Source organism: Geobacillus uzenensis (assembly GCF_002217665.1).
GTDB lineage: Bacteria > Bacillota > Bacilli > Bacillales > Anoxybacillaceae > Geobacillus > Geobacillus subterraneus.
In genome coordinates, this window is record NZ_NEWL01000009.1 from 56,197 (window position 1) to 77,420 (window position 21,224).

At 56.1% G+C, this 21,224-nt stretch carries 19 protein-coding genes and 1 pseudogene; 12 read left to right on the plus strand and 8 right to left on the minus strand.

The window, feature by feature from the left end; all coding sequences use genetic code 11:
• Window positions 1-50 precede the first annotated feature (50 nt).
• Complete coding sequence (locus B9L21_RS13770) at window positions 51-1,727, minus strand: L-lactate permease (protein ID WP_063166791.1); 1,677 nt, start codon at window positions 1,725-1,727, stop codon at window positions 51-53.
• 312 nt (window positions 1,728-2,039) lie between these two features.
• Here B9L21_RS13770 and B9L21_RS13775 point away from each other — a divergent pair, with 312 nt between their 5' ends.
• From B9L21_RS13775 to B9L21_RS13790, 4 genes and pseudogenes are all read left to right on the plus strand, one after another.
• Window positions 2,040-2,765, plus strand: a complete 726-nt coding sequence (locus B9L21_RS13775) for a FadR/GntR family transcriptional regulator (protein WP_063166792.1) — start codon at window positions 2,040-2,042, stop codon at window positions 2,763-2,765.
• A 108-nt stretch (window positions 2,766-2,873) separates the two neighbouring features.
• Window positions 2,874-3,587: pseudogene (locus tag B9L21_RS13780) on the plus strand ((Fe-S)-binding protein); the annotation flags it as partial.
• A gap of 22 nt (window positions 3,588-3,609) precedes the next feature.
• Window positions 3,610-5,040, plus strand: coding sequence for a LutB/LldF family L-lactate oxidation iron-sulfur protein (locus B9L21_RS13785; protein WP_063166793.1), 1,431 nt, complete (start codon window positions 3,610-3,612; stop codon window positions 5,038-5,040).
• Entirely contained in the window at window positions 5,037-5,759 is a 723-nt protein-coding gene (locus B9L21_RS13790; RefSeq protein ID WP_063166794.1) for a LutC/YkgG family protein, read from the plus strand. The genes B9L21_RS13785 and B9L21_RS13790 overlap by 4 nt, the downstream gene beginning before the upstream one ends.
• A gap of 47 nt (window positions 5,760-5,806) precedes the next feature.
• On the opposite strand, the gene B9L21_RS13795 is transcribed toward B9L21_RS13790, so the two are convergent.
• The 5 genes from B9L21_RS13795 to hutP all read right to left on the minus strand — a co-directional run bounded on the left by B9L21_RS13795 (window position 5,807) and on the right by hutP (window position 11,188).
• Entirely contained in the window at window positions 5,807-6,739 is a 933-nt protein-coding gene (locus tag B9L21_RS13795) for a D-2-hydroxyacid dehydrogenase (protein WP_063166795.1), read from the minus strand.
• Window positions 6,740-6,762: 23 nt separating this feature from the next.
• Window positions 6,763-7,485, minus strand: a complete 723-nt coding sequence (locus B9L21_RS13800) for a TerC family protein (RefSeq protein WP_172796438.1) — start codon at window positions 7,483-7,485, stop codon at window positions 6,763-6,765.
• A gap of 251 nt (window positions 7,486-7,736) precedes the next feature.
• Complete coding sequence (locus B9L21_RS13805) at window positions 7,737-8,999, minus strand: LysM peptidoglycan-binding domain-containing protein (RefSeq protein WP_063166796.1); 1,263 nt, start codon at window positions 8,997-8,999, stop codon at window positions 7,737-7,739.
• A gap of 95 nt (window positions 9,000-9,094) precedes the next feature.
• Window positions 9,095-10,609, minus strand: a complete 1,515-nt coding sequence (gene hutH / locus B9L21_RS13810) for a histidine ammonia-lyase (RefSeq protein WP_063166797.1) — start codon at window positions 10,607-10,609, stop codon at window positions 9,095-9,097.
• 129 nt (window positions 10,610-10,738) lie between these two features.
• Window positions 10,739-11,188, minus strand: a complete 450-nt coding sequence (gene hutP, locus B9L21_RS13815; RefSeq protein ID WP_044743056.1) for a hut operon transcriptional regulator HutP — start codon at window positions 11,186-11,188, stop codon at window positions 10,739-10,741.
• 297 nt (window positions 11,189-11,485) lie between these two features.
• On the opposite strand from hutP, the gene B9L21_RS13820 reads away from it, so the two are divergent.
• The 8 genes from B9L21_RS13820 (at window position 11,486) to B9L21_RS13855 (ending at window position 18,228) form a co-directional block, all read left to right on the plus strand.
• Window positions 11,486-12,331: an SPFH domain-containing protein gene (locus tag B9L21_RS13820; RefSeq protein ID WP_044743057.1), complete on the plus strand. Its 846-nt coding sequence runs from the start codon at window positions 11,486-11,488 to the stop codon at window positions 12,329-12,331.
• Between the two features lie 15 nt (window positions 12,332-12,346).
• Entirely contained in the window at window positions 12,347-12,523 is a 177-nt protein-coding gene (locus tag B9L21_RS13825) for a hypothetical protein (protein WP_033018480.1), read from the plus strand.
• Window positions 12,524-12,615: 92 nt separating this feature from the next.
• Window positions 12,616-12,840: a hypothetical protein gene (locus B9L21_RS13830; protein ID WP_044743058.1), complete on the plus strand. Its 225-nt coding sequence runs from the start codon at window positions 12,616-12,618 to the stop codon at window positions 12,838-12,840.
• Window positions 12,841-12,929: 89 nt separating this feature from the next.
• Window positions 12,930-13,958 (plus strand): XdhC family protein, encoded by a 1,029-nt coding sequence (locus B9L21_RS13835; RefSeq protein WP_063166798.1) that lies wholly within the window; start codon window positions 12,930-12,932, stop codon window positions 13,956-13,958.
• Window positions 13,955-14,593, plus strand: coding sequence for an NTP transferase domain-containing protein (locus tag B9L21_RS13840; RefSeq protein ID WP_063166799.1), 639 nt, complete (start codon window positions 13,955-13,957; stop codon window positions 14,591-14,593). The genes B9L21_RS13835 and B9L21_RS13840 overlap by 4 nt, the downstream gene beginning before the upstream one ends.
• The gene (locus tag B9L21_RS13845; protein WP_063166800.1) at window positions 14,580-16,907 is read left to right on the plus strand and encodes a xanthine dehydrogenase family protein molybdopterin-binding subunit; all 2,328 of its coding nucleotides are present in this window, start codon (window positions 14,580-14,582) and stop codon (window positions 16,905-16,907) included. Before B9L21_RS13840 ends, B9L21_RS13845 begins: the two co-directional genes overlap by 14 nt.
• A complete protein-coding gene (locus tag B9L21_RS13850) occupies window positions 16,894-17,730 on the plus strand; it encodes an FAD binding domain-containing protein (protein ID WP_063166801.1) in 837 nt (278 codons plus the stop codon). Before B9L21_RS13845 ends, B9L21_RS13850 begins: the two co-directional genes overlap by 14 nt.
• A 21-nt stretch (window positions 17,731-17,751) precedes the next feature.
• Window positions 17,752-18,228 carry a (2Fe-2S)-binding protein gene (locus B9L21_RS13855; protein WP_063166802.1) on the plus strand — a complete coding sequence of 159 codons (477 nt, stop codon included), beginning with the start codon at window positions 17,752-17,754 and terminating at the stop codon, window positions 18,226-18,228.
• 195 nt (window positions 18,229-18,423) lie between these two features.
• Here the strand turns inward: B9L21_RS13855 and B9L21_RS13860 are convergent, their stop codons facing one another.
• Window positions 18,424-19,578 (minus strand): saccharopine dehydrogenase C-terminal domain-containing protein, encoded by a 1,155-nt coding sequence (locus tag B9L21_RS13860; RefSeq protein ID WP_063166803.1) that lies wholly within the window; start codon window positions 19,576-19,578, stop codon window positions 18,424-18,426.
• Between the two features lie 136 nt (window positions 19,579-19,714).
• Window positions 19,715-21,196, minus strand: a complete 1,482-nt coding sequence (locus B9L21_RS13865; RefSeq protein WP_063166804.1) for an aldehyde dehydrogenase family protein — start codon at window positions 21,194-21,196, stop codon at window positions 19,715-19,717.
• Between the last annotated feature and the right edge of the window lie 28 nt (window positions 21,197-21,224).

Below are 21,224 nucleotides of genomic sequence, written 5' to 3' on the forward strand. Positions count from 1 at the left end.
TTGGCGCCTCTCTTCCCCCTTCGCCAAGCCCCGTCCCCCCTTCGTTGCCGTTATGGAATCATCCATGACAATACCGTCGATTGCAAATAAACGAGAATGCCAATCAAGATGATTAAGAACAAGCTATGTTTGACCGTGAAGCGGAACAAGTCGGATTCTTTGCCCGTCAAGCCGACAGCCGCGCAGGCAACGGCGATCGACTGCGGCGAAATCATTTTCCCGACAACCCCGCCGGACGAGTTGGCCGCCAATGCCAACACTGGATCCATGCCGATCGAGGTCGCCGTCACTTTTTGCAAGTTGCCAAACAATAAGTTCGACGACGTATCCGAACCGGTAATAAACACGCCGAGCCAGCCCAAAATCGGCGAGAAGAACGGGAAGAACGACCCCGTTTTCGCCAGCGCCATCCCGAGCGTCGTGCTCATGCCCGATGAGTTGGCAATATACGCAAAGCCGACGACCGAGGCGATGGTGATAATCGGGTATTTCAGTTCATTCAACGTTTCCACAAACGTCCGCGACCAGTCTTTCCATGAAATGCCGACAATGAACTTGGTCACGACCGCGGCGAGCAAGATGGCCGTGCCGGCCGCACCAAGCAGCTCAAGCTTATACACCGCCGCAATCGGCTGGCCGCTCGCGTTCAAAATTTGGTTGTTCAACCCCGGCACCGGCGGCATAAACGTCAAATGCGAGCCGATCGCATTGATGGCCTTCAGCAACGCGTTTGTTCCTTCATAATGACCGGTGAGCGCCGCCTTTACCTGCGGGATGCCCCAAAGCGAGATCAAAGCTGTCAGCACGAGGAATGGCGACCACGCCCGGAACACTTCCCCACCGCGATGCGTTGCACGAGCCGTTTGCCCGGCAGCCGCCACCTCCGACTCGGTCGCAAAGCGGAAGGTGCTTTTCGGCTTCCAATATTTCAAAAAGACAGCCAACGCGACGATTGAAACGAGCGAGGACAAAATGTCCGGCAGTTCCGGTCCTAAAAAGTTTGACGATAAATATTGCGTCAGCGCGAACGACACACCCGAGACGATAATGGCCGGAAATACTTCCACGGTCTTTTTCCAGCCCGCCATAATGAGCACGAGATAGAACGGAATGAACACCGATAAAAACGGGAGCTGCCGACCAACCATTTTCGAAATTTCCATCGCCGGCACGCCAGTCGGCCCTTCCATCGAGATGATCGGAATCCCGACTGCCCCGAACGCAACCGGGGCCGTATTGGCAATTAAACAAATGCCCGCAGCGTAAAGCGGATTAAACCCTAACCCGACTAGAAGCGCTGCCGAAATCGCTACTGGCGCACCGAATCCGGCCGCCCCTTCCAAAAACGCCCCGAACGAAAACGCAATGAGCAGCGCCTGCAGCCGCCGGTCTTCGGTGAGCGAAACGACGGAGTTACGAATGATGTCAAAATGGCCGGTCTTCACCGTCAGCTTATATAAAAAGACAGATGTAATGATGATCCAGCCGATCGGCAACAGCCCGTACACCGCGCCTTGCGTCACCGACATGACCGCCTTTCCGGCCGGCATTCTGTAAGCGATTACAGCCAGCACAACAGCAAGCAGCAACGTCGTCAGCCCCGCAACATGCCCTTTCATCCGTTTGACGGCCAACGCCCAAAAGAAATACAAAATCGGAATGAGTGCGACAATGGCCGATAACCACAACTGATCGGCAATTGGCGTAAAATCTTGCTTCCACTGCATGCGGTTTTCTCCTCCCCTTTATGCCCGACTTGGCGGCGTTTGCAACTGATCGCCCACTTATCTTTCTGTTTCACTCTTCCAGTCATCAGATGACCGGATAAGAAACGCCGTCTGTCTCAAATTATAAAAGCGTTTTCAGCAAAAGACAATAGGTGTTTTTTTATTTTTTTGAACTTTCCATTCACTGCATCCTCTCCCCAGCCACAAAAAGCGCTTGTCTCGGCCCATGATGCTGTATCATAATAGATAGTGCAGGAGATTTCCTTCCTCACAATCGGAAATCTACTTTAAATCGTATTTGAGGTGGATCCATTGGCGTTTAAACGGATTAAAACAAAAAAAATTTATGAAGAAGTGGCCGAAGCCATTTTTGATATGATTAAAAACGGGGAGCTAAAACCCGGTGATAAACTCGATTCCGTCCAACAGCTGGCCGAGCAGTTTCAAGTCGGACGGGCCGCCATTCGCGAGGCGCTCACTGCGTTGAAAGCGATGGGACTGATCGAGCTCAAACAAGGGGAAGGAACGTACGTGCGCGAGTTTGATCCGACGATGATGACATTTCCGCTGTCCATTGCTGTCTTAATGAACAAGGAAGATATTTGGCATTTGCTTGAAGTGCGCAAGCTGCTTGAGGCAGGTGCCGCCTCGCTCGCCGCCGCCAAGCGGACAGACCGCGACCTCGATGCGATGGCAGAAGCGCTTTGGCAAATGAAAGAAGGGATCGGCAGCGATGAGCTTGGCGAAAAAGCAGATTTGGCCTTCCATATGGCGATTGCGGCGGCGTCGCAAAATCCAATGCTTATGAGCATTATGAACAGCGTTTCCGGCATGATCGTCGAAACGATGCGGGAGACGCGCCGCATATGGCTGTTTTCGAAACAAACGACGACCGAAAAGTTGCTTGCCGAACACCAAGCCATTTTCGAAGCCGTTCGCGATCAAAATCCGGAAGCGGCTCGGGCGCGCATGCTGGAGCATTTGACCAATGTCGAAAACGTGCTGCGCCGCTATATTCGCACTCAGCAGCCAAACTGAGTGCGTCTTTTACAAAAAAGAACTACAAATCTGAAAAAATCGTTTATAATAGACATATAGTCATCAGATGACCCGCTCACCCAACTAGATAAACAGGAGGGAGAATACATGAAAGTATCATTATTCGTCACCTGCCTCATCGACCTCTTTTATACAGATGCTGGCAAGGCGACCGTCGAACTGCTCGAGCGGCTCGGCTGTGAGATTGATTTTCCCGAGGCGCAAACGTGTTGCGGACAGCCGGCGTATAACAGCGGCTATGTCCAAGAAGCGAAAGAGGCGATGAAACAAATGATGCGCGCGTTCGCCGATGCCGACTATGTCGTCACCCCATCCGGCTCATGCGCGGCCATGGTAAAAGAATACCCGCACCTCTTCCGCGGCGACCCCAAATGGGAAGACGAAGCGAAGCGCCTAGCGGCGAAAACGTACGAGCTGACCCAATTTCTCGTTGACGTGCTGAACGTCGAGGATGTCGGCGCCTCACTCCCCGGGCGGGCGACGTACCATACGTCCTGTCACATGACAAGGCTCCTTGGCGTCAAAGAAGCGCCGTTCCGCTTATTAGAACATGTCGAAGAACTCGAGCTTGTTCCGCTGCCGAACGCTCATCAATGCTGCGGGTTTGGCGGCACGTTTTCCGTCAAAATGGGTCCGATTTCCGAACAAATGGTAGATGAAAAAATCGCGCATATCGACGAAGCGGACGTCGACTACGTAATCGGCGCCGATTGCGGCTGTTTACTAAACATCGGCGGGCGTATCGAGCGGCTCGGCAAACCGATTCGCGTCATGCATATCGCCGAAGTGTTAAATCAACGCAACGAAAAGGAGGGAAACGACGATGCCGATGAAAATCGAAAACGGGCCGTTTTGGAAACGGGTCGAGGAAAACTTGCAAAATGATTTTATGCGCGGGGCGGTCGCCGGCATGCAAGACCGCGGCTATGTGCGGCGGCTTGGCGTCATTGAAGAGCTCGGCCATTGGGAGGAGTGGCGCTCGCTCGCTGAACAAATCCGAAAACATACGCTCGAAAACCTGGACTATTATTTAATGCAGCTTAGTGAAAACGTTGCCAACCGGGGCGGCCACGTCTTTTTCGCCCAGACGGCCGAAGAAGCGAACGACTACATCCGCCGCATCGCTTTGGAAAAACAAGCGAAAAAAATCGTCAAATCCAAATCAATGGTGACCGAGGAAATCAATTTAAACCCGGTGCTTGAGGCCATCGGCTGTGACGTTGTCGAAACCGACCTCGGTGAATACATTTTGCAGATTGACGACCATGACCCGCCGTCGCATATCGTCGGCCCGGCGCTCCATAAAAACAAAGAGCAAATTCGCGACGTCTTCCGCCGCAAGCTTGGCTATGATAAATCGTCGGATCCCGTTGAACTTGCGCGCCATGCCCGCGAAACGCTGCGGCGCGACTATTTGACGGCTGACATCGGCATCACCGGCTGCAACTTCGCCATCGCCGAATCAGGCTCGATCACGCTCGTTACAAACGAGGGCAACGCCGACTTAGTGACCGCGCTGCCGAAAACCCAAATTACGGTCATGGGCATGGAGCGAATCGTTCCGACATTTGAAGAAATGGAAGTGCTTGTGAGCATGTTGACACGCAGCGCCGTCGGGCAAAAATTGACGAGCTACATCACCGTCCTCACCGGCCCGCGCGACGAAGGGGACGCTGACGGACCGGAAGAGTTCCATCTCGTCATCGTCGACAACGGGCGCTCATCGATCTTAGGCACGGAGTTTCAGCCGGTGCTGCAATGCATCCGCTGCGCGGCCTGTGTCAACGTCTGCCCGGTATACCGCCATATCGGCGGCCATTCGTACGGCTCGATTTACTCCGGCCCGATCGGTGCGGTCTTGTCGCCGCTCTTAGGCGGCTATGACGACTACAAGGAGCTTCCGTACGCGTCCTCCCTTTGCGCGGCTTGTACGGAGGCATGTCCGGTGAAAATTCCGCTTCATGAATTGCTCATCAAACACCGCCAAATCATCGTCGAGCGGGAAGGAAAAGCGCCGGTCGCGGAAAAACTGGCGATGAAGGCGTTTCGTCTCGGGACCGCCTCACCGTCATTGTACCGGTTCGGCACGAAGTTGGCGCCAAGCGCTTTCGCCCCGTTTGCCGAAGACGGGCGCATCACAAAAGGCCCCGGCCCGCTGAAAGCGTGGACAGAAAGCCGCGAGTTTCCGGCGCCAAGCAAAGAGCGGTTCCGTGACTGGTTTCGCGATCGGCAAAAAGGAGGGAATCCATCATGACGCGTGGTACGATTCAAAACCGTGACGCGTTTTTACAAACGATCGCCGGGCGTCTCGGAAGAAGCCCCCGCCTGTCCGGCGTCTCCCGGCCGCAATGGGATTATGGGCCGCAATGGACGGTGTTTGCCGGCTATAGCCAGGACGACTTGCTGGCGGCGCTTCGCCAACAGTGCACACTCATTCATACGGACTACATCGAGACAACAAGCGCCGAACTGGCGGGCGTGCTGAAGCGACAAGTGTCGGCCTACGGCGGCGGACCGGTCATCGTGCCAAACGATCCGCGCTTTGCCGAGTATGGCCTGTCCCCCTTGCTTCAGGAGGAATGGCCGGCGGAACAAACGAGCGTTCACGTGTGGAACCCGGCGCTCGGCCGCCAAAACATTGACGCCGCCGAACAGGCGAACGTCGGCATCGCCTTTAGCGACATCACCCTCGCCGAATCGGGAACGGTCGTGCTGTTTTCCCGCAATGAGCAAGGACGGGCCATTCACTTTTTGCCGAAGACGTATATCGCCATCGTTCCGAAAAGTACTGTCGTGCCGCGCATGACGCAAGCGGCGGCGCTCATTCACGAGCAAATCGAACAAGGCGCCCTCGTTCCGTCATGCATCAACTTCATCACCGGCCCGAGCAACTCCGCCGACATTGAAATGAACTTGGTCGTCGGCGTCCACGGGCCAATGAAAGCGGCGTATATCATTGTCATCGACCGGTAAGCAACGCGAAACGGTGCCCCTTGTTCATCGGGCACCGTTTTTTTCGTTCAATATTGCCGGCTGACATCAACCGCATTGGCAAGCGGCTCCCCGGTTTCGATGCAGGCAAGCGTGTCCAATATAGAGCGGGCGGCGTCCTCGGCCGCAGTGAGCGCCGCGATATGCGGAGTGATGATGACATGCGGATGACCCCATAGCGGCGAGTGCGGCGGCAGCGGTTCTTCTTCGAACACATCGAGCACGGCGAGGCGCACGTTTCGGTTTTCCAGCGCCCCGACAAGCGCCGTCTCCTCGACCGTGGCGCCGCGGCCGACATTGATAAAGCCCGCATTGTGCAAGCAGGAAAAAAACGTCTCATCAAAGAGGTGATGCGTTTCCTCTGTCAGCGGAAGCGCGGCGATCACCCAATCGGCGCGAGCAAGCGCTTCCGCCGCCTCGTCATGGCGGTAAACAGCCGAAAACGGCGGCGTGTCTCGGCCGCTTCGCGAGACGCCGACGGGCGAAACCCCAAACAGACGAAGCGTTTCGGCAATGCGCCGGCCGATCTCGCCCGTCCCGTAAATGACCATCCGCTGTTCGCTAAGTCGCTTCGGAGCGACCGGCTTCCATTGCCGCTGTTCTTGATACCAAGCATACACGTCATGGCATTGGGCGTCGCGCAGCAAGTGGCTGAGGCAATATTCAGCGATCTGCTCGCCAAATGACCCGATCGTCCGCGTCAGCAGCACGTCCGGCTTCCATTTCCGCTTCCACAAAAACGCGTCGACCCCCGCGCCGAGCGAATGCACCCAGCGCAAATGGGCAAGCGAAAACGGCCCGGCCGGCCGAAAGCCGATGTACGCATCCGCCCAGGCAAAATCCGCCTCCTGCAATTCGTCTTCAGCGACAAAGCGAAACGCTTTATCGGGCCGCTTGTCCGGAAGAAGAGCGGCAAGCTCGGCATAAAGCCTTCCCGTCACGAGAATGCGTTGGACGTTCATGGACGCACACCACCTCCAGCCGCTCAAATCAACGTCCCTTCTTCACGCGCTGCTTTTTTATTCGCGATGTAACCGGCAGCCAAAACAAAAATCGTCACACCGGCCGCGACGGCATAGACGAACGGACCGTGCGAAAGATGAAGCAAATGGAGCACCCCTTCATCGCCAACGATCATCTTCCCGGCCGTCCACGCCAAAATGCCCGACCCAACATACGCGATCCATCGGTGTTTTTCCATCACCCGGACGATCGCTTTGGAGCCGAAAATCATAATCGGGATGCTGATGGCTACCCCGAGCGCCAGCATGCCAAGATGCCCTTCGGCCGCCCCGGCCACAGCAACAACGTTATCAAGGCTCATCACTGCATCAGCAATGATAATCGTCATAATCGCCTTCAGCAACCGGTCTGATGATTGTACGTTCGCTTCCTCTTCCCGCTCAACAAGCACTTTATAGGCGATCCATACGAGCAGCAATCCGCCAACGAAGTGAACGAACGGAATGTTCAGTAAAAAGACAATGATGGCTGCAAACAAGATGCGGAGCAACACCGCCCCGGCCGTCCCCCAAAAAATCGCCTTGTTTTGCTGGTGTTTCGGCAGCCGCCGCGTCGCCATCGCAATGACGACCGCATTATCCCCGGACAAAATGATATCAATCGCAATAATCTTCCATAAGGCCAACAACGCCGCGGCAGAAATTGTCAATGGTCTGTCCACCCTTCCCCTTTCTCTCTTTTTCATCTTACCGCAAATCAAGGAAAGGGACAACTGTACAATACGCCGCGAGAGGACAAGACTTTGCACGAGGTTTTTTCAGTTCGCCAACTTCGCGCAATAGGAAAGGATGAGTCTATACAAAAACGGCAACAGCTCTGAAATCAGCTGTTTATTGAGAAAAGGGAGCGAAAAAGCGCAAAGAAAGACGGCTATGCATCGCTAAGCCGCCGGCCTTTCTGGCACTTTGGCCGTTTTAGCGGTGCTAAGCCGTCACATCAAACTTTTCGGATCGTAAAAAACTTGCGCAGCAGCCATGGTCCTGGAGCAAATCCAAGCGTAAGCTGCCATGCTCCAACGCCGGCAAGTTGGAATTGCCGGGCTAACCTCATTTTCTGCCCCATGCTTCGGCTATCTTCAAACCATACTTCGTGAACGTTTCCGAGTTCATCAGTATACCGGAAAAACGGGGATTCGTCCGCCAATGAATACTGAACAGGAGATTGATAGCGCATAGCCGTACGCACCGCTTCCTGATTGGAACGTGCCGTGGCGATTGTTCCAGGTCGGTACGGGATGATCCAGTCATATCCGTACAGCGGGAGCCCTAGCAAGATTTTTTGCCGAGGTACGCGTTCAACCGCAAACTGCAACGCCGCCCTCACCCCGCCGATCGGCGCCACAGGGCCAGGCTCACTGGCCAAATGGTGCCAATCGTAAGCCATGATAAACATATAATCAACAACAGCGCCAATTCCTCCATAGTCGTATCCTTGCAGCCATGGAATATCTTCGCTCGTTTTCGCCGGAACCGCGATCGTCACGACGTATCCGGCCGGCTTGAGCCGATCGCGCAGCTGGCGCAGAAAACCCGTGAACAAATCGCGGTCCTCGCCACGGATTTGCTCAAAATCAATGTTGACCCCGCCATACCCCTTTCGCGATACTAAATAAAAAATGTTTTCAATGAGATTCGTCCTGGCCTCCGGGTTGTTCAATACTTGGCTCGCAAGTATCGGGCTGAATCCTTGTGGTGTTAAATTTGTAATGGCAACAAGCGGCGTCACCCGATTTCGCCATGCTTCCTCAACAGCAGCCGCATCATCCAGTTCATTCACCATATCGCCGTTCGGGGCAAAGTGATATTCGAAAAGGGTGATATACGACGAATACGGGGCAAAATCACGAATAATCGCCCGGTCGGCGCTCGGTTCGCGAACGACATAGTAGCCTAACGTTGTCGCCTGATACCATGAAATATTGGGAATTGTGATTTTCATTCCCGGGCGCAGGGCATTCGGCTGAAGATGGGGATTGGCCGCTCGCAATTGTTCAAGTGTGACGAACGCCCGCCGGGCAATGGCCGTCAATGTATCCCCTGGCTGCACCGTGTATGTGTAAAGCGGGATAAGCAGCGCCTGGCCGGGGACGATGTTTGACGCCGTCAACCCGTTGACAATGCGAAGATCTTCTACCGGATAATCGTACCGGCGGCCGATGGAAAACAGCGTATCACCCGGTTGGACTGTATGGGTAAACATTGGCACCGCCTCCGTGATGACTTGATGTGAAAAATGGGTGACGATATCTTCTAATATATGCGCTTAACCGGGTGTTGCATGTTGTCTATGATTTTTTAAACGCTCGCTCCACTGTTCGAACAGCTGCTGACCGCCCGCTGCTTCAACCAAGCATCCATTGCCTCAATATCGCGGGAAAACACGCGGTCTGCCACAATGGAAGGAACGATGCGGCGCGCCTCGTGGTAAAACTGCCTCGTTGACGCAGCCAGTCGCTCGATGCCGCGCGCTTCGACAGCCTGCAACGCGCAAATGAGCTCAATCGCCAGCACCTTTCTTGCGTTTTGCACGATCATGTACGCATGGCGGGCGGCGGTCGTCCCCATGCTGACATGATCTTCTTGGTTGGCCGATGACGGAATGGAATCGACGCTGGCTGGATGAGCGAGCGTCTTGTTTTCCGATACGAGCGAAGCCGCGACGTATTGCATAATCATCGCCCCCGACTGCAAACCGGGCTGCGGGCTTAAAAACGGCGGCAAGCCTTCATTAAGCTGCGGGTTGACGAGCCGCTCGATGCGGCGCTCGCTCATGTTGGCCAGCTCCGCCACCGCGATTTTCAACAGATCCATGGCGATCGCCACCGGCTGGCCGTGAAAGTTGCCGCCGGAAAGAACGTCCCCGTTCGCAAAGATCAGCGGATTGTCCGTGGCGGCATTCATTTCGATTTCGAGTGTTTCTTTCACATAGCGGAGCGCTCTGAGCGACGCCCCGTGCACTTGCGGGATGCAGCGGATCGAGTACGCATCTTGCACGCGCCGCTCCCCTTGCCTTGTGGTAAGCTGGCTTCCAGCGAGGTAACGGCGCATGCGTTCCGCCACCTCCGCTTGTTCCGGAAATCCGCGGGCTTCGTGGATGCGGGCGTCAAAGGCATCGGTCACACCATAAAGCGCCTCGATCGTCAATGCGGCGATCGGCTCGCTGTCGTAAGCGAGCTGTTCCGCCGCTAAGCAAGCTAAAATTCCGACGGCCGTCATCGCCTGCGTCCCGTTAATGAGCGCCAGCCCTTCCTTCTCTTTCAGAGAGAGCGGCGGAATTCCCGCTTGCGAAAGCGCTTGGACGGTAGGCATCCGCCGGCCTTGATACACCACTTCCCCTTCGCCGACAAGCGCCAGCGCCACGTGAGCCAGCGGCGCCAAATCGCCGCTCGCACCGAGGGAACCTTGCTGGGGTACGATCGGGTGAATGCCGGTGTTCAAAAACGTAAGCAGCTGCTCAATGACCGCCGGCCGCACGCCGGAATACCCTTTTAACAAAGCATTGGCCCGCAACAGAAGCAGCGCCCGCACCACTTCCTCGGCAAACGGTTCGCCGACAGCACAGGCGTGTGAGCGGAGAAGGTTGATTTGCAGCTGCTCAAGGCTGCTTCCTTCAATGCGCACATCAGCGAGTTTGCCAAAGCCCGTATTCACCCCATAGATCGTTCGTCCGCTCGCAATCGCCTGTTCCACAGCCGCCCGGCTTTTTCGAACCGCTTCCATGCTCTCTAAAGCGGCCGCCACTGGTTCTCTCCCATAAATGACGCGTCTTGCCTCGTCAAGCGTTAACGAATGTCCGTTCAACACAATCATCATTTCATCCCCTTTCGTTCATGTCCAAACACAAAAAGAGGCGCCCCTGCCGTTTCCGGCAAGATTCGCCTCCTCATGACTCATTGCTTTAGGCTGATCCGTCTCTATCGAATGGCCCGAGCCGCCGCGTTATATATGATTGATGCCGAGCCCAACCGCCTCGTGCTCGAGCCCGCGCACCGGAGCCCCGATCGTCCCGTACAAGGCGACGGCGATCCACTCTCCTTCTTTTGGCCCTTCATACGGTGTGCCGCGCACGACGGCGAAACGAAGGCCGGCAGTTCTTAACAAATCTCCTAGCTCCATCTGCCCCCTCGTCACACCGTGCACCGCCTCTAAAATCGCATGATACAAGGCGTGCATATCGCGGTACAAGCCGCCATCAACCACCTCATGCCGTTTCGCCGCCGTCTCGATCGCCGCGACGATTTTTTGCGGCTCCATCGCCCCGACGCGCCCTTGGCAATAGCGCCAAGCGAGCGACTCAAGCTGATGAAGGACCGGGCCTTCCTCTCCTTCGTCAAGCATCGCCAGCAAAAGCGCCTGCCGGCCAATGCGCACCGGTTTTTCTTTTCCCATGGTCGATACTCCTGTTTCCCTCTTTTTTTCTATTGTATGCCGGCGAGAAAAACAGAGTCAATTGTTTTTTCCATATTTTAACACGCTAACTTGTTATCGGAATAAAGGCCTATGGTCAGAAGGTATGACAAGTGAGGTTGTTTTCCAAACCCCGGTGCTTGATAAATGTTTCCCGACAGATCACACATGAGGGAAAGCAGCGAATGGCTAAAAACCACAATAATACTCGATTTACATTTTATTGAATGTATGATATCATAAAAATATCAAGTTAATATGAATTAGGGGGGGCAATTAATGAAAGAACAGAAAGCTTGGTATCTCGATGGATTCATCGGTATCGGCGGCATCGCTATGCTTCTCATCGCCGGGTTTCTCCTCCTCGTCCAGCAATTGTTTTTGCCCGCCATTTTGTTTTTCGTCATGGCTGTGCTGCTCGCGACCGGCATCACGATCGTCCAGCCGAATCAAGCAAAAGTGCTCACCTTTTTCGGCCGCTATTTCGGTACGATCCGCGACAGCGGGTTGTTTTTCACCGTGCCGCTCACGGTCCGCACGAAAGTGTCACTGCGCGTACGCAACTTCACGAGCAACAAACTAAAGGTTAATGACACTCAAGGCAACCCGATCGAAATCGCCGCCGTGGTTGTCTTCCGGGTGATTGACTCCGCGAAAGCGGTATTTGACGTCGATGATTACGAACAGTTTGTCGAGATTCAAAGTGAAGCGGCGATCCGCCATGTCGCGACCAAATATCCATACGACACGTTTGAAGACGACAATGAAATTACGTTGCGCGGCAATGCGGATATCATTTCCGATGTGCTTGCTGCGGAACTGCAAGAGCGGCTGCGCGTCGCCGGGGTCGAAGTGATCGAAGCGCGCCTCACCCACTTGGCGTACTCCCCGGAAATTGCGGGCGCCATGCTCCAACGCCAGCAAGCTGCCGCCATTTTGGCGGCGCGGAAAAAGATCGTCGAAGGAGCGGTTTCCATGGCGCAAATGGCAATCGAACAGCTTGACAAAGAAAACATTTTAGAGTTAGATGATGAACGAAAAGCGGCGATGGTCAACAACTTGATGGTGGCAATCGTCTCCGAACGAGCCACCCAGCCCGTGATCAACACGGGCAGTCTATATTAACGGTTGTGGAGTGCGATGACAAAGAAAAAACCATTCCCTTTGCGCATTGACTATGAGTTGTATGCCGTCTTGGAACAGTGGGCGCAAGAGGAATTCCGCAGCGTCAACAGCCATATCGAGTATTTGCTGCGGGAAGCCGCCAAGCGGGCCGGACGGCTCGGGAAAGGAAAAACGGATCAAAAAAGAAGCTAGCTGGCAACAGCTGGCTTCTTTGTTTTTCAGTCATGGGCATTTGTTACAGAAATATAATGATAGCAGAGCCTTTTTTAAAAGGGGGCGAACCGATGCCGCACCCGCTGCCGCCGCTTGCCTTTTGGCAGTTCATCACGCCGCCGTTTCGCGCTGAAACAGGCGTGCCGCCGTCACAGCTTCCCATCTACGCAGCAACGACGCCTATACCTCCCCCGTTTTTGCCGTACCGTTCTATCCACTACACATCTTCGTATCCATCGTACCAGCAGCTGCGAGCGATTATCACCGCCGATCATTTATCCTTCGTAAGGGGATGACATCATGGCTTGGGAGACGCCGCGCGACGATATGAGCGTATATACGCAAGGCGAAATGGGTGTATTCCACTTGCGGAAGGAGGATAAGCATGGAAAGCTACTATGCCGCGCTCGATGCCATGGCCGCCGCGCCGAACGATGGTGTATTCGCCATCACGATTGACGTGGAAGGCTCGGCCTACCAAAAGGAAGGAACATGGATGTGGATCGGAGCAGACGGAAAGACAACCGGCTTATTAAGCGGCGGATGCCTTGAAGAAGCGGTGGCTGCGCATGCGATCGAAGTGCTGTCAAGCCGGCAGGCGGCGGCCCTATCGTTTGACTTGCGCGCAGAAGATGACGGAGGGTGGGGGCAAGGAAGCGGATGCGACGGCGTCATCCATGTTTGGCTTGAGCCGGTCACAAACGAGACGAAACCGGATTGGCTTACGTTGAAACAGCGCCTTGACCGCGGCGAACATGTGCTGATGGCGCGAAGCATCGCTCATCCTAAGGAACCGCCGTTTTTCCAAAGCGAAACAGGGGAACGCTTCGGCGGCTATGTTTCACCGCCGAGGCCGGAATGGCTCAACGCGCTGCATGGCACCCCGTTTTTCCACGGCCGGAACCGGGTGCAGGAAACAGACAGCGGCGCGTTTTACATCCAACATTTTTGGCCGAAACCGCGCCTCGTCATTTTCGGCGCCGGCCCGGACGCCCCGCCGCTCGTTTCGGCGGCCAAAGCCGCCGGGTTTTCCGTCACTATCAGCGACTGGCGCCCGGCGTTTTGCCATCCGTCGCACATACCGGACGCGGACGCTTGGGTTGTCGGCTTTCCGCATGAAACGGTGCCGACGCTGCACCTTACTGAACGCGACTTTGTCATTATAATGACCCACCAGTTCGAGCGTGACCGAGAACTTGTCCAATGGTTAGCCGACATGCCGCTCGCTTACCTTGGCGTGCTCGGGCCGCGGCGGCGCACGGACCGCCTTTTTCCTTCCGGCTCGGCTCCGCCGTTTGTCCGTTCACCGGTTGGACTGCCAATCGGCGCACACAGCCCGCAGGAAATCGCCATTAGTATTCTTGCTGAGCTGATCAGCGTCCTTCGCGCACAGCCGATGGAGGCCGCCCGATGAGCAGGGGCGCAATCGCCGGCATTTATTTAGCCGCCGGGCAGAGCCGGCGGATGGGAACAGATAAGCGCGCCTTGCCTTGGGGAGATGGGACGCTCGGGGCAGCCGGACTCAAGGCAGCGCTTCGTTCCTGCCTTTCACCCGTCATCGTTGTTGTGCCGCCGGCCGATGCGCTCGTTTGGATCCCTGACGCGCTGCTGGGCCATGACAAATGCCGCCTTGTCCGCTGCACCGCCTGTCACCGCGGACAGGCGCATTCCCTTGCCTGCGGCTTGCAAGAGGCGATCGCACAAGGGGCGGACGCCGCCGCTATATTATTGGCGGATCAGCCGTTTGTCACGCCGGAAGCGATCGATGTTCTTGCCGTTTGTTATCGCCGGCACCGCCCTGATTACACCGCCTTTTCCCGCTCTGGCACACCGATGCCTCCGGTCATCTTTGGAAAACAGATGTTCTCTTCCCTGCTGATGCTTGAGGGGGATGCAGGCGGACGCCGGCTGTTTCGTGACCCTCAGTGGCGCGGCCTCTTATACGAAGGCGGTGAGCCGGTTGGCATGGACATCGATACAAAAGACGATTATGAGCGCGCTGTCATCTACCGGGAAAAAAAGGAGGGACATCCCCGTGGCCGTCGGTAAAAGCATCATCCGTAAAGAAGCATGGGATAAGGTGACCGGCCGGGCGAAGTATACGAACGATTTCAAAGAACAAGGAATGCTTCACGCCAAGCTTGTCACTAGTCCGTACGCCCATGCGCGCATCATCTCCATCGAAACAAGCGCAGCGCTTGCCGCCCCCGGCGTCCGCGCCGTCCTGACCGGCGAAGGACTGCCGCTCACAGGCGAAGACATGCGCGACCGCCCGCCGATCGCTGCTGATAAAGTGCGCTACTACGGCGAGGTCGTCGCCGTTGTCGTCGCCGATACATTGGCGCAAGCCGAACAGGCAGCCCGCCTCATCCGCATCGTCTATGAGCCGCTGCCAGCGGTCGGCTCGCCGCGCGAAGCGCTGAAAGAAGGCGCTCCCTTGCTTCACGAAGAGCTCGGCCGTTACGAAAAAAACAAAACGACCTACCCTGAGCCCGGGACAAATATCGCCCATCGGACCAAAATCCGCAAAGGAAACATTAACCAAGGGTTTGCAGAAAGCGACGTCATCATTGAAACGAGCGTCTCATTCACCCCGTCCGACCACGCCGCAATGGAAACGCGCTGCGCTACAGCAGAAATTCGGCCGGACGGCACGATCTATATCACTGCTTCGTCGCAGTCGCCGTTTATGATCAAGAAGCTCATTCATACGTACTTTGGCGAAGAAACCGGCAAAATCATCGTCCATACACCGCTTGTCGGCGGCGCTTACGGCGGCAAGGCGCCCGTGCAGCTTGAGCTGCTCGCCTACCTCGCCGCGAAGGCGGTCGGCGGGCGGAAAGTGAGCGTCTGGAACGACCGCGAATGTGACATGGTCACCTCGCCCGTCCATATCGGCTTAGAGGCAACGGTCAAAATCGGCGCGACAAAAGACGGCGTTTTCAAAGCGATGGAAATTCTCTTTTTGTTTGACGGCGGGGCTTATTCTGACAAAGCGATCGACGTCAGCCGCGCCGCAGCCGTCGATTGCACCGGTCCGTACCATGTCGAACACGTCTGGTGCGACTCGCTTTGCGTCTATACGAACCGTCCGTATGCGACACCGTTCCGCAGTTTTGGCCATTGCGAGCAGTCATTTGCCATTGAACGAGCCATCGACGAACTGGCGAAGGCGCTTCAGCTTGACCCGTGGGACGTGCGGCGCAAAAACGCCATCCTCCCAGGGCATACGACCCCGACGCAAGTGCGGCTCACGAAAAGCAATGTCGGGGATATGGCGGCCTGTCTCGACCGGTTGCGCGAACTGATGCGCTGGGACGAGTGGCAGCGCGTTGAGCTTGACGCCTATACCGTGCGGGCAAAAGGTATCAGCGGCGGTTGGAAAACGTCAACGATCGATCCCGACGCGAGCTCCGGCGTCATTTTAACGTTCAACTCTGACGGAAGCGTCAACGTCATCTCCGGTGTCGTCGAAATCGGCACAGGCACGAAAACGGTGCTCGCGCAAATGGTCGCCGAACGGCTGAAAATGAATGTGGACGATGTTCATGTCAAAATGGACATCGATACACAAACGACGCCGGAACATTGGAAAACGGTGGCGAGCCGCGGAACGTTTATGGCCGGGCGCGCGGCTTTGGCCGCCGCCGATGACGCCATCCGCCAGCTGAAAGAGATCGCCGCCTGTGTGCTGCGGGCTGCGCCCGCCGACTTGGAAGTCGGCTTCGGACGCGTCTTTTTGCGCGATGACCCGGCCATTTTCATCCCAGTAAAAGACATTGCCTACGGCTACAAATTTCCAAACGGCAACGCCATCGGCGGGCAAGTGATCGGGCGCGGCCATTACATTTTACGCCACTTGACTCCGCTTGACCCGGAAACCGGCGCCGGAAAACCGGGGCCTGAGTGGGGCGTATGCGCCGAAGGAGTCGAAGTGGAGTTCAACCGCCGCGACTACACGTACCGCATTGTGAAAGCATACGCGGTCATTGATGCCGGCAAAGTGCTCAACCCGAAAGCGGCGCTCGGCCAAGCGATGGGGGCGATGAACATGGGACTGAGTTTTGCCAGCCGTGAAGGATTTCTTTTTGATCAAGCACAACATGTCTTAAACCCGCAGCTGCGCACGTACCGGCCGATCCGCTTCGGCGAACATCCGGCATACATCGTTGAGTTTGTCGAAACCCCGCAAATCGACGCTCCGTACGGTGCGCGCGGCATCGGCGAACACGGCTTGATCGGCATGCCCGCCGCCTTAGCAAACGCCTTATCGCTCGCCGCTGGTGTGTCGCTTAACGAACTGCCGCTCGTTCCTGAACTCATTTGGCGGAAACAGAAAGGAGACGGCTATGGTTCCCTTTGACTTTGCCTACTATCGGCCGGAGTCGATCGCTGAAGCGGTGGCGTTGTTTACGGAAATGGAACAAAAAGGGAGACGGCCGCTGTATTATGGCGGGGGCACGGAGATCATCACCCTATCCCGCCTCGGCTTCGTTTCTACCGCCGCTGTCATTGACATCAAAGCCATTCCCGAATGCCGCGTGCTTGACGCCGACAGCGATCCTCTCGTGCTCGGGGCGGCGCTGTCGCTCACCGAGCTCGAGGAAGCAAATCCGTTCCCTTTGTTGACAAAGACGGCGAAAGAAGTTGCTGACCGGACGGCACGCAACCAAATTACGCTCGGCGGCAACCTATGCGGGCAAATTTTTTACCGCGAAACAGCGCTCGCGCTGCTCGTCGCGGAGGCGGACATCATCATCGCCGGTCCGGACGGCGTCCGTCAGTCCCGCATCAATGATTTGTTTCACCAGCAGCTGCAGCTCGGCCGCGGCGAGTTTGTCGTTCAAGTCAAAGTGCGCCGCTCCGATGCGGAACTTCCCCACTTTCACCACAAGCGCCGCAAGCAAGGTGAAATCGGCTATCCGCTTGTCACCATCGCGGCGCTAAAAAAAGACGAAGCCATTCACACCGCCTTTAGCGGCGTCTGCCCGTTCCCGTTCCGCTCGGCTGACGTCGAGGCGCACCTCAATGACCGAAGCCGCCCCGCAGCCGAACGGATCCGGGCGGCGGTTAGCGCCTTTCCGCGCCCGATTTTGCATGATATTGAAGGCTCGGCGGATTATCGGCTGTTTGTCGCTGCCCAACTGCTCGAGGATGCGCTTCGCGAGTTAGGGGAAACCATCTAGACGGGAGGTTCACATACGGACATGGAAGAAACAACAAAACGGGAGCTTGTGCTGCACATTAACGGAGAACAACGAACGGTCGCCGCCCGTCAAGCCGACACGCTGTTGTTTGTCTTGCGCGGCGGGCTCGGGCTGACCGGGGCCAAACCGGGCTGTTTAAACGGTGACTGCGGCGCCTGCACCGTCTTAGTCGACGGCACGCCGATCAAATCATGCATGATGCTGGCGATGGAGACCGTCGGCAAAGAAATTACCACGGTCGAAGGGCTTGGCGATGCCCCTATTCAACATGCCTTTGTCCGTCACTTCGCCTTTCAATGCGGCTATTGCACCCCCGGTTTTATTATGAACGCCCATGCGCTCATCGAGCGGCATCCGGGTGCGGATCAAGCGATGATTCAAGAATGGCTGGAGTCCAATATTTGCCGCTGCACGAGCTATCAGGAGATCGAGGCAGCGGTAAAAGAAGCGCTTGAAGCAAAAAAAGCGGACATATAGCCCTCACATAACCGGATATCCCGAGTCTAGCGGGGATATCCTTTTTTGTGCGACGTTTTTTTCCATCCCATCCCAAATGCCTATTGCAGGCCGCACGATCGTTGTAGACAAAAAAACACGTCCGTTTCCAGCCGCGAAACGGGCGTGTTTTCTACCGTGATCATTTGCCTCTTCCCATCACTCGCTGCTTTTTTATCAACGAACCGTTCTCTTCTCGCTAATCACTACTCCGCGCTTTTTCATTTCGTCGATGTACACATCTCCGGGAACGATTTGCTCGGGCGGATAGACGCCGCGCTTTGTGATTCCCCCGCGCCCGATGAGCTGGGCGACGACGGAAATCGTATAGGCGGTGGTGCGCGCCATCGCCGTCACCTTGTGCTCGCGGTCGTTGAACGTGACCGTTTCATATTCAAACACCGTTTCTTTTCCATCTTTCCGCCCGCCGACGATCACCCGAAGCAAGACGACATCCTCTTTTCCTTTTAAATCGAGGAGCGGAGTCAATACGGCAAGCAGCACATCACGCGGCTTGACTTTGTGGCCGTCCACTTCCACTTCGACATCGTTGCGCGTCAAATGCAAATCAACGAGGAGTTTAAACTTTTCCGCATGGCCGCGATAGCGGATCGTTTTATATTCAAGCCGCCTCAAGTTCGGAAACGAGCGTGACAGCGTCGACGTCCCTCCTGATGTATGGAAGGCTTCAAGCGGCCCGAACCGGTCGAAATAAATCGGCTCGACCTCAGAAAGGGACGGCACTTCTTGCCTTTGCCCATCACGAATAATGAAGGACGGATCGGTGTAATGATCAAGCAGCCCTTCCAATGAAAACACATGGTTATACTCGAGCGGCGGTTCAGGACGAACAGGAATGCCGCCGACGTACAGTTGAATCGATTCGACCTCATCAAGCTGGCTTGCGCCATACCCGGACAAAATGTTGATCATTCCCGGAGCGACGCCAAGGTCGGGGATGATCGTCACCCCGGCTTCCCGGGCTTGGTCATGGAGCTCAAGCACCCGGTCGGTAATATGGCCGATATGCCCCCCTAAATCAACCGAATGAACGCCCGCAGCGATCGCCGTTTTTGCCACTGTTTCGTTAAACCGGTAAAACAAGGCGTTGACAACTACGTCATGCCCTGTCATTAAGGCGGACAGCTGCCGCTGATCACCGGCATCCACCCGCACGGCGGCAAGCTTTTCGGACTGAAGCTGCCGCACCGCCTCCTCCGCTTTGGCCAATTCGACATCCGCGAGTGTCACCGCCTCAACGCCTTCGCTTTGCGCCAAATCGCGCGCCGCTTCTTTGCCCATCAACCCTGCGCCAAGCACGAGCACCTTCACCGCTCGCTCCCTCCTCTGTCACCGATTCTTTTTCACCCGTTCACATGGCGGCTGCTTTTTTGCCTGTTCGGCCACCGTGTTCATCCATCACGTATGTTCACTTCTCGTTCGTCAACCAGAGAGGCGACAGGCCGGTTCAATCACCCGTATCGATTTGTGCTCGTTGCAGCTTGCCGCTGAAGTCGACATAAATGCTTCGCCATTCGGTAAACACATCAAGCGCAGCGACGCCGGAATCGCGGTGGCCGTTGCCTGTTCCTTTCGTGCCGCCGAACGGCAAATGAATTTCTGCTCCCGTTGTCCCTGCGTTGACATACACAATGCCCGTATCCAAATCGCGCATCGCCCGAAACACGTTGTTGACGTCACGGGTGAAAATAGCGCTTGACAACCCGTAGTCGACACCGTTGTTCACGGCGATCGCTTCGTCCAAACTGCGGACGGAAATGATCGACACAACCGGACCGAAAATCTCTTCGCGGGCGATGCGCATATCGGGTGTGACATCGGTGAAAATCGTCGGCGCGTAATAAAAGCCGCGCGCGTAGTCTCCCTCGCGCAAGATGTGGCCGCCGACGAGCAGCTTCGCTCCTTCTTCCCGGCCGATGTGCACGTAGCGATCGATTTTTTGCAGCGCTTCTTCATGAATGACAGGGCCAACCTTGACCGTTTCATCCAGCCCGTCGCCGATTTTCAGCGTCTTCACCGCTTCAAGCAGGCGCCGCTCGAGCTCTTGTTTCACCCGCTCATGGACAATGACCCGGCTGCACGCCGTGCACCGCTGCCCCGATGTGCCGAACGCGCTCCAAACAATGCCGTCGACCGCCAATGTCAAATCGGCGTCATCCATGACGATCACCGCGTTTTTCCCTCCCATTTCAAGCGATACTTTTTTCAACAGGCGGCCGCATTTCTCAGCAATCTGGCGGCCGACGTCATTCGAGCCGGTAAACGAAATAACCGGCACGTCCGGATGCTCAACAAGCGCGTTTCCTGCCGTCGGACCATCGCCGTGAACGACGTTAAACACGCCATCCGGCAGACCGGCTTCAGCGAAAATCGCTGCCAGCTCGCGCGCCATAAACGGGGTTTCAAGCGCCGGCTTCCAGACGACGGCGTTGCCGGCGACAATGGCCGGAAATGACTTCCACGTCGCGATGGCAATCGGAAAATTCCATGGGGTGATGATGCCGACAACCCCGACCGGCACGCGGACGCTCATGGCAAACTTGTCTTTCAGCTCGGACGGAGTCGTATCACCGAACAACCGCCGCCCCTCACCCGCCATGTAAAACGCCATATCGATGCCTTCTTGCACTTCGCCGCGCGCCTCTTCGATCACTTTCCCCATTTCCATCGTCAGCAGCCGAGCCAACTGTTCTTTCCGCTCCTTTAGCAACATCCCGACTCTATATAAAACTTCCGCGCGTTTCGGCGCCGGCACGAGCGCCCATTTCTTTTGCGCCGCTTTCGCCGCTTGAACGGCGGCATCGACATCAGCCGCTGCAGATACCGCTGCCTCCCCGATCGTTTCCCCGTTTGCCGGATTCACCACCGGCGCCCATTGCCCGCTTAAAGCCGGTTGCCATTTTCCGTTAATAAAATTCAACGCTTTCATAACCATCCTCCTTTGCCTGTTGGTTCGC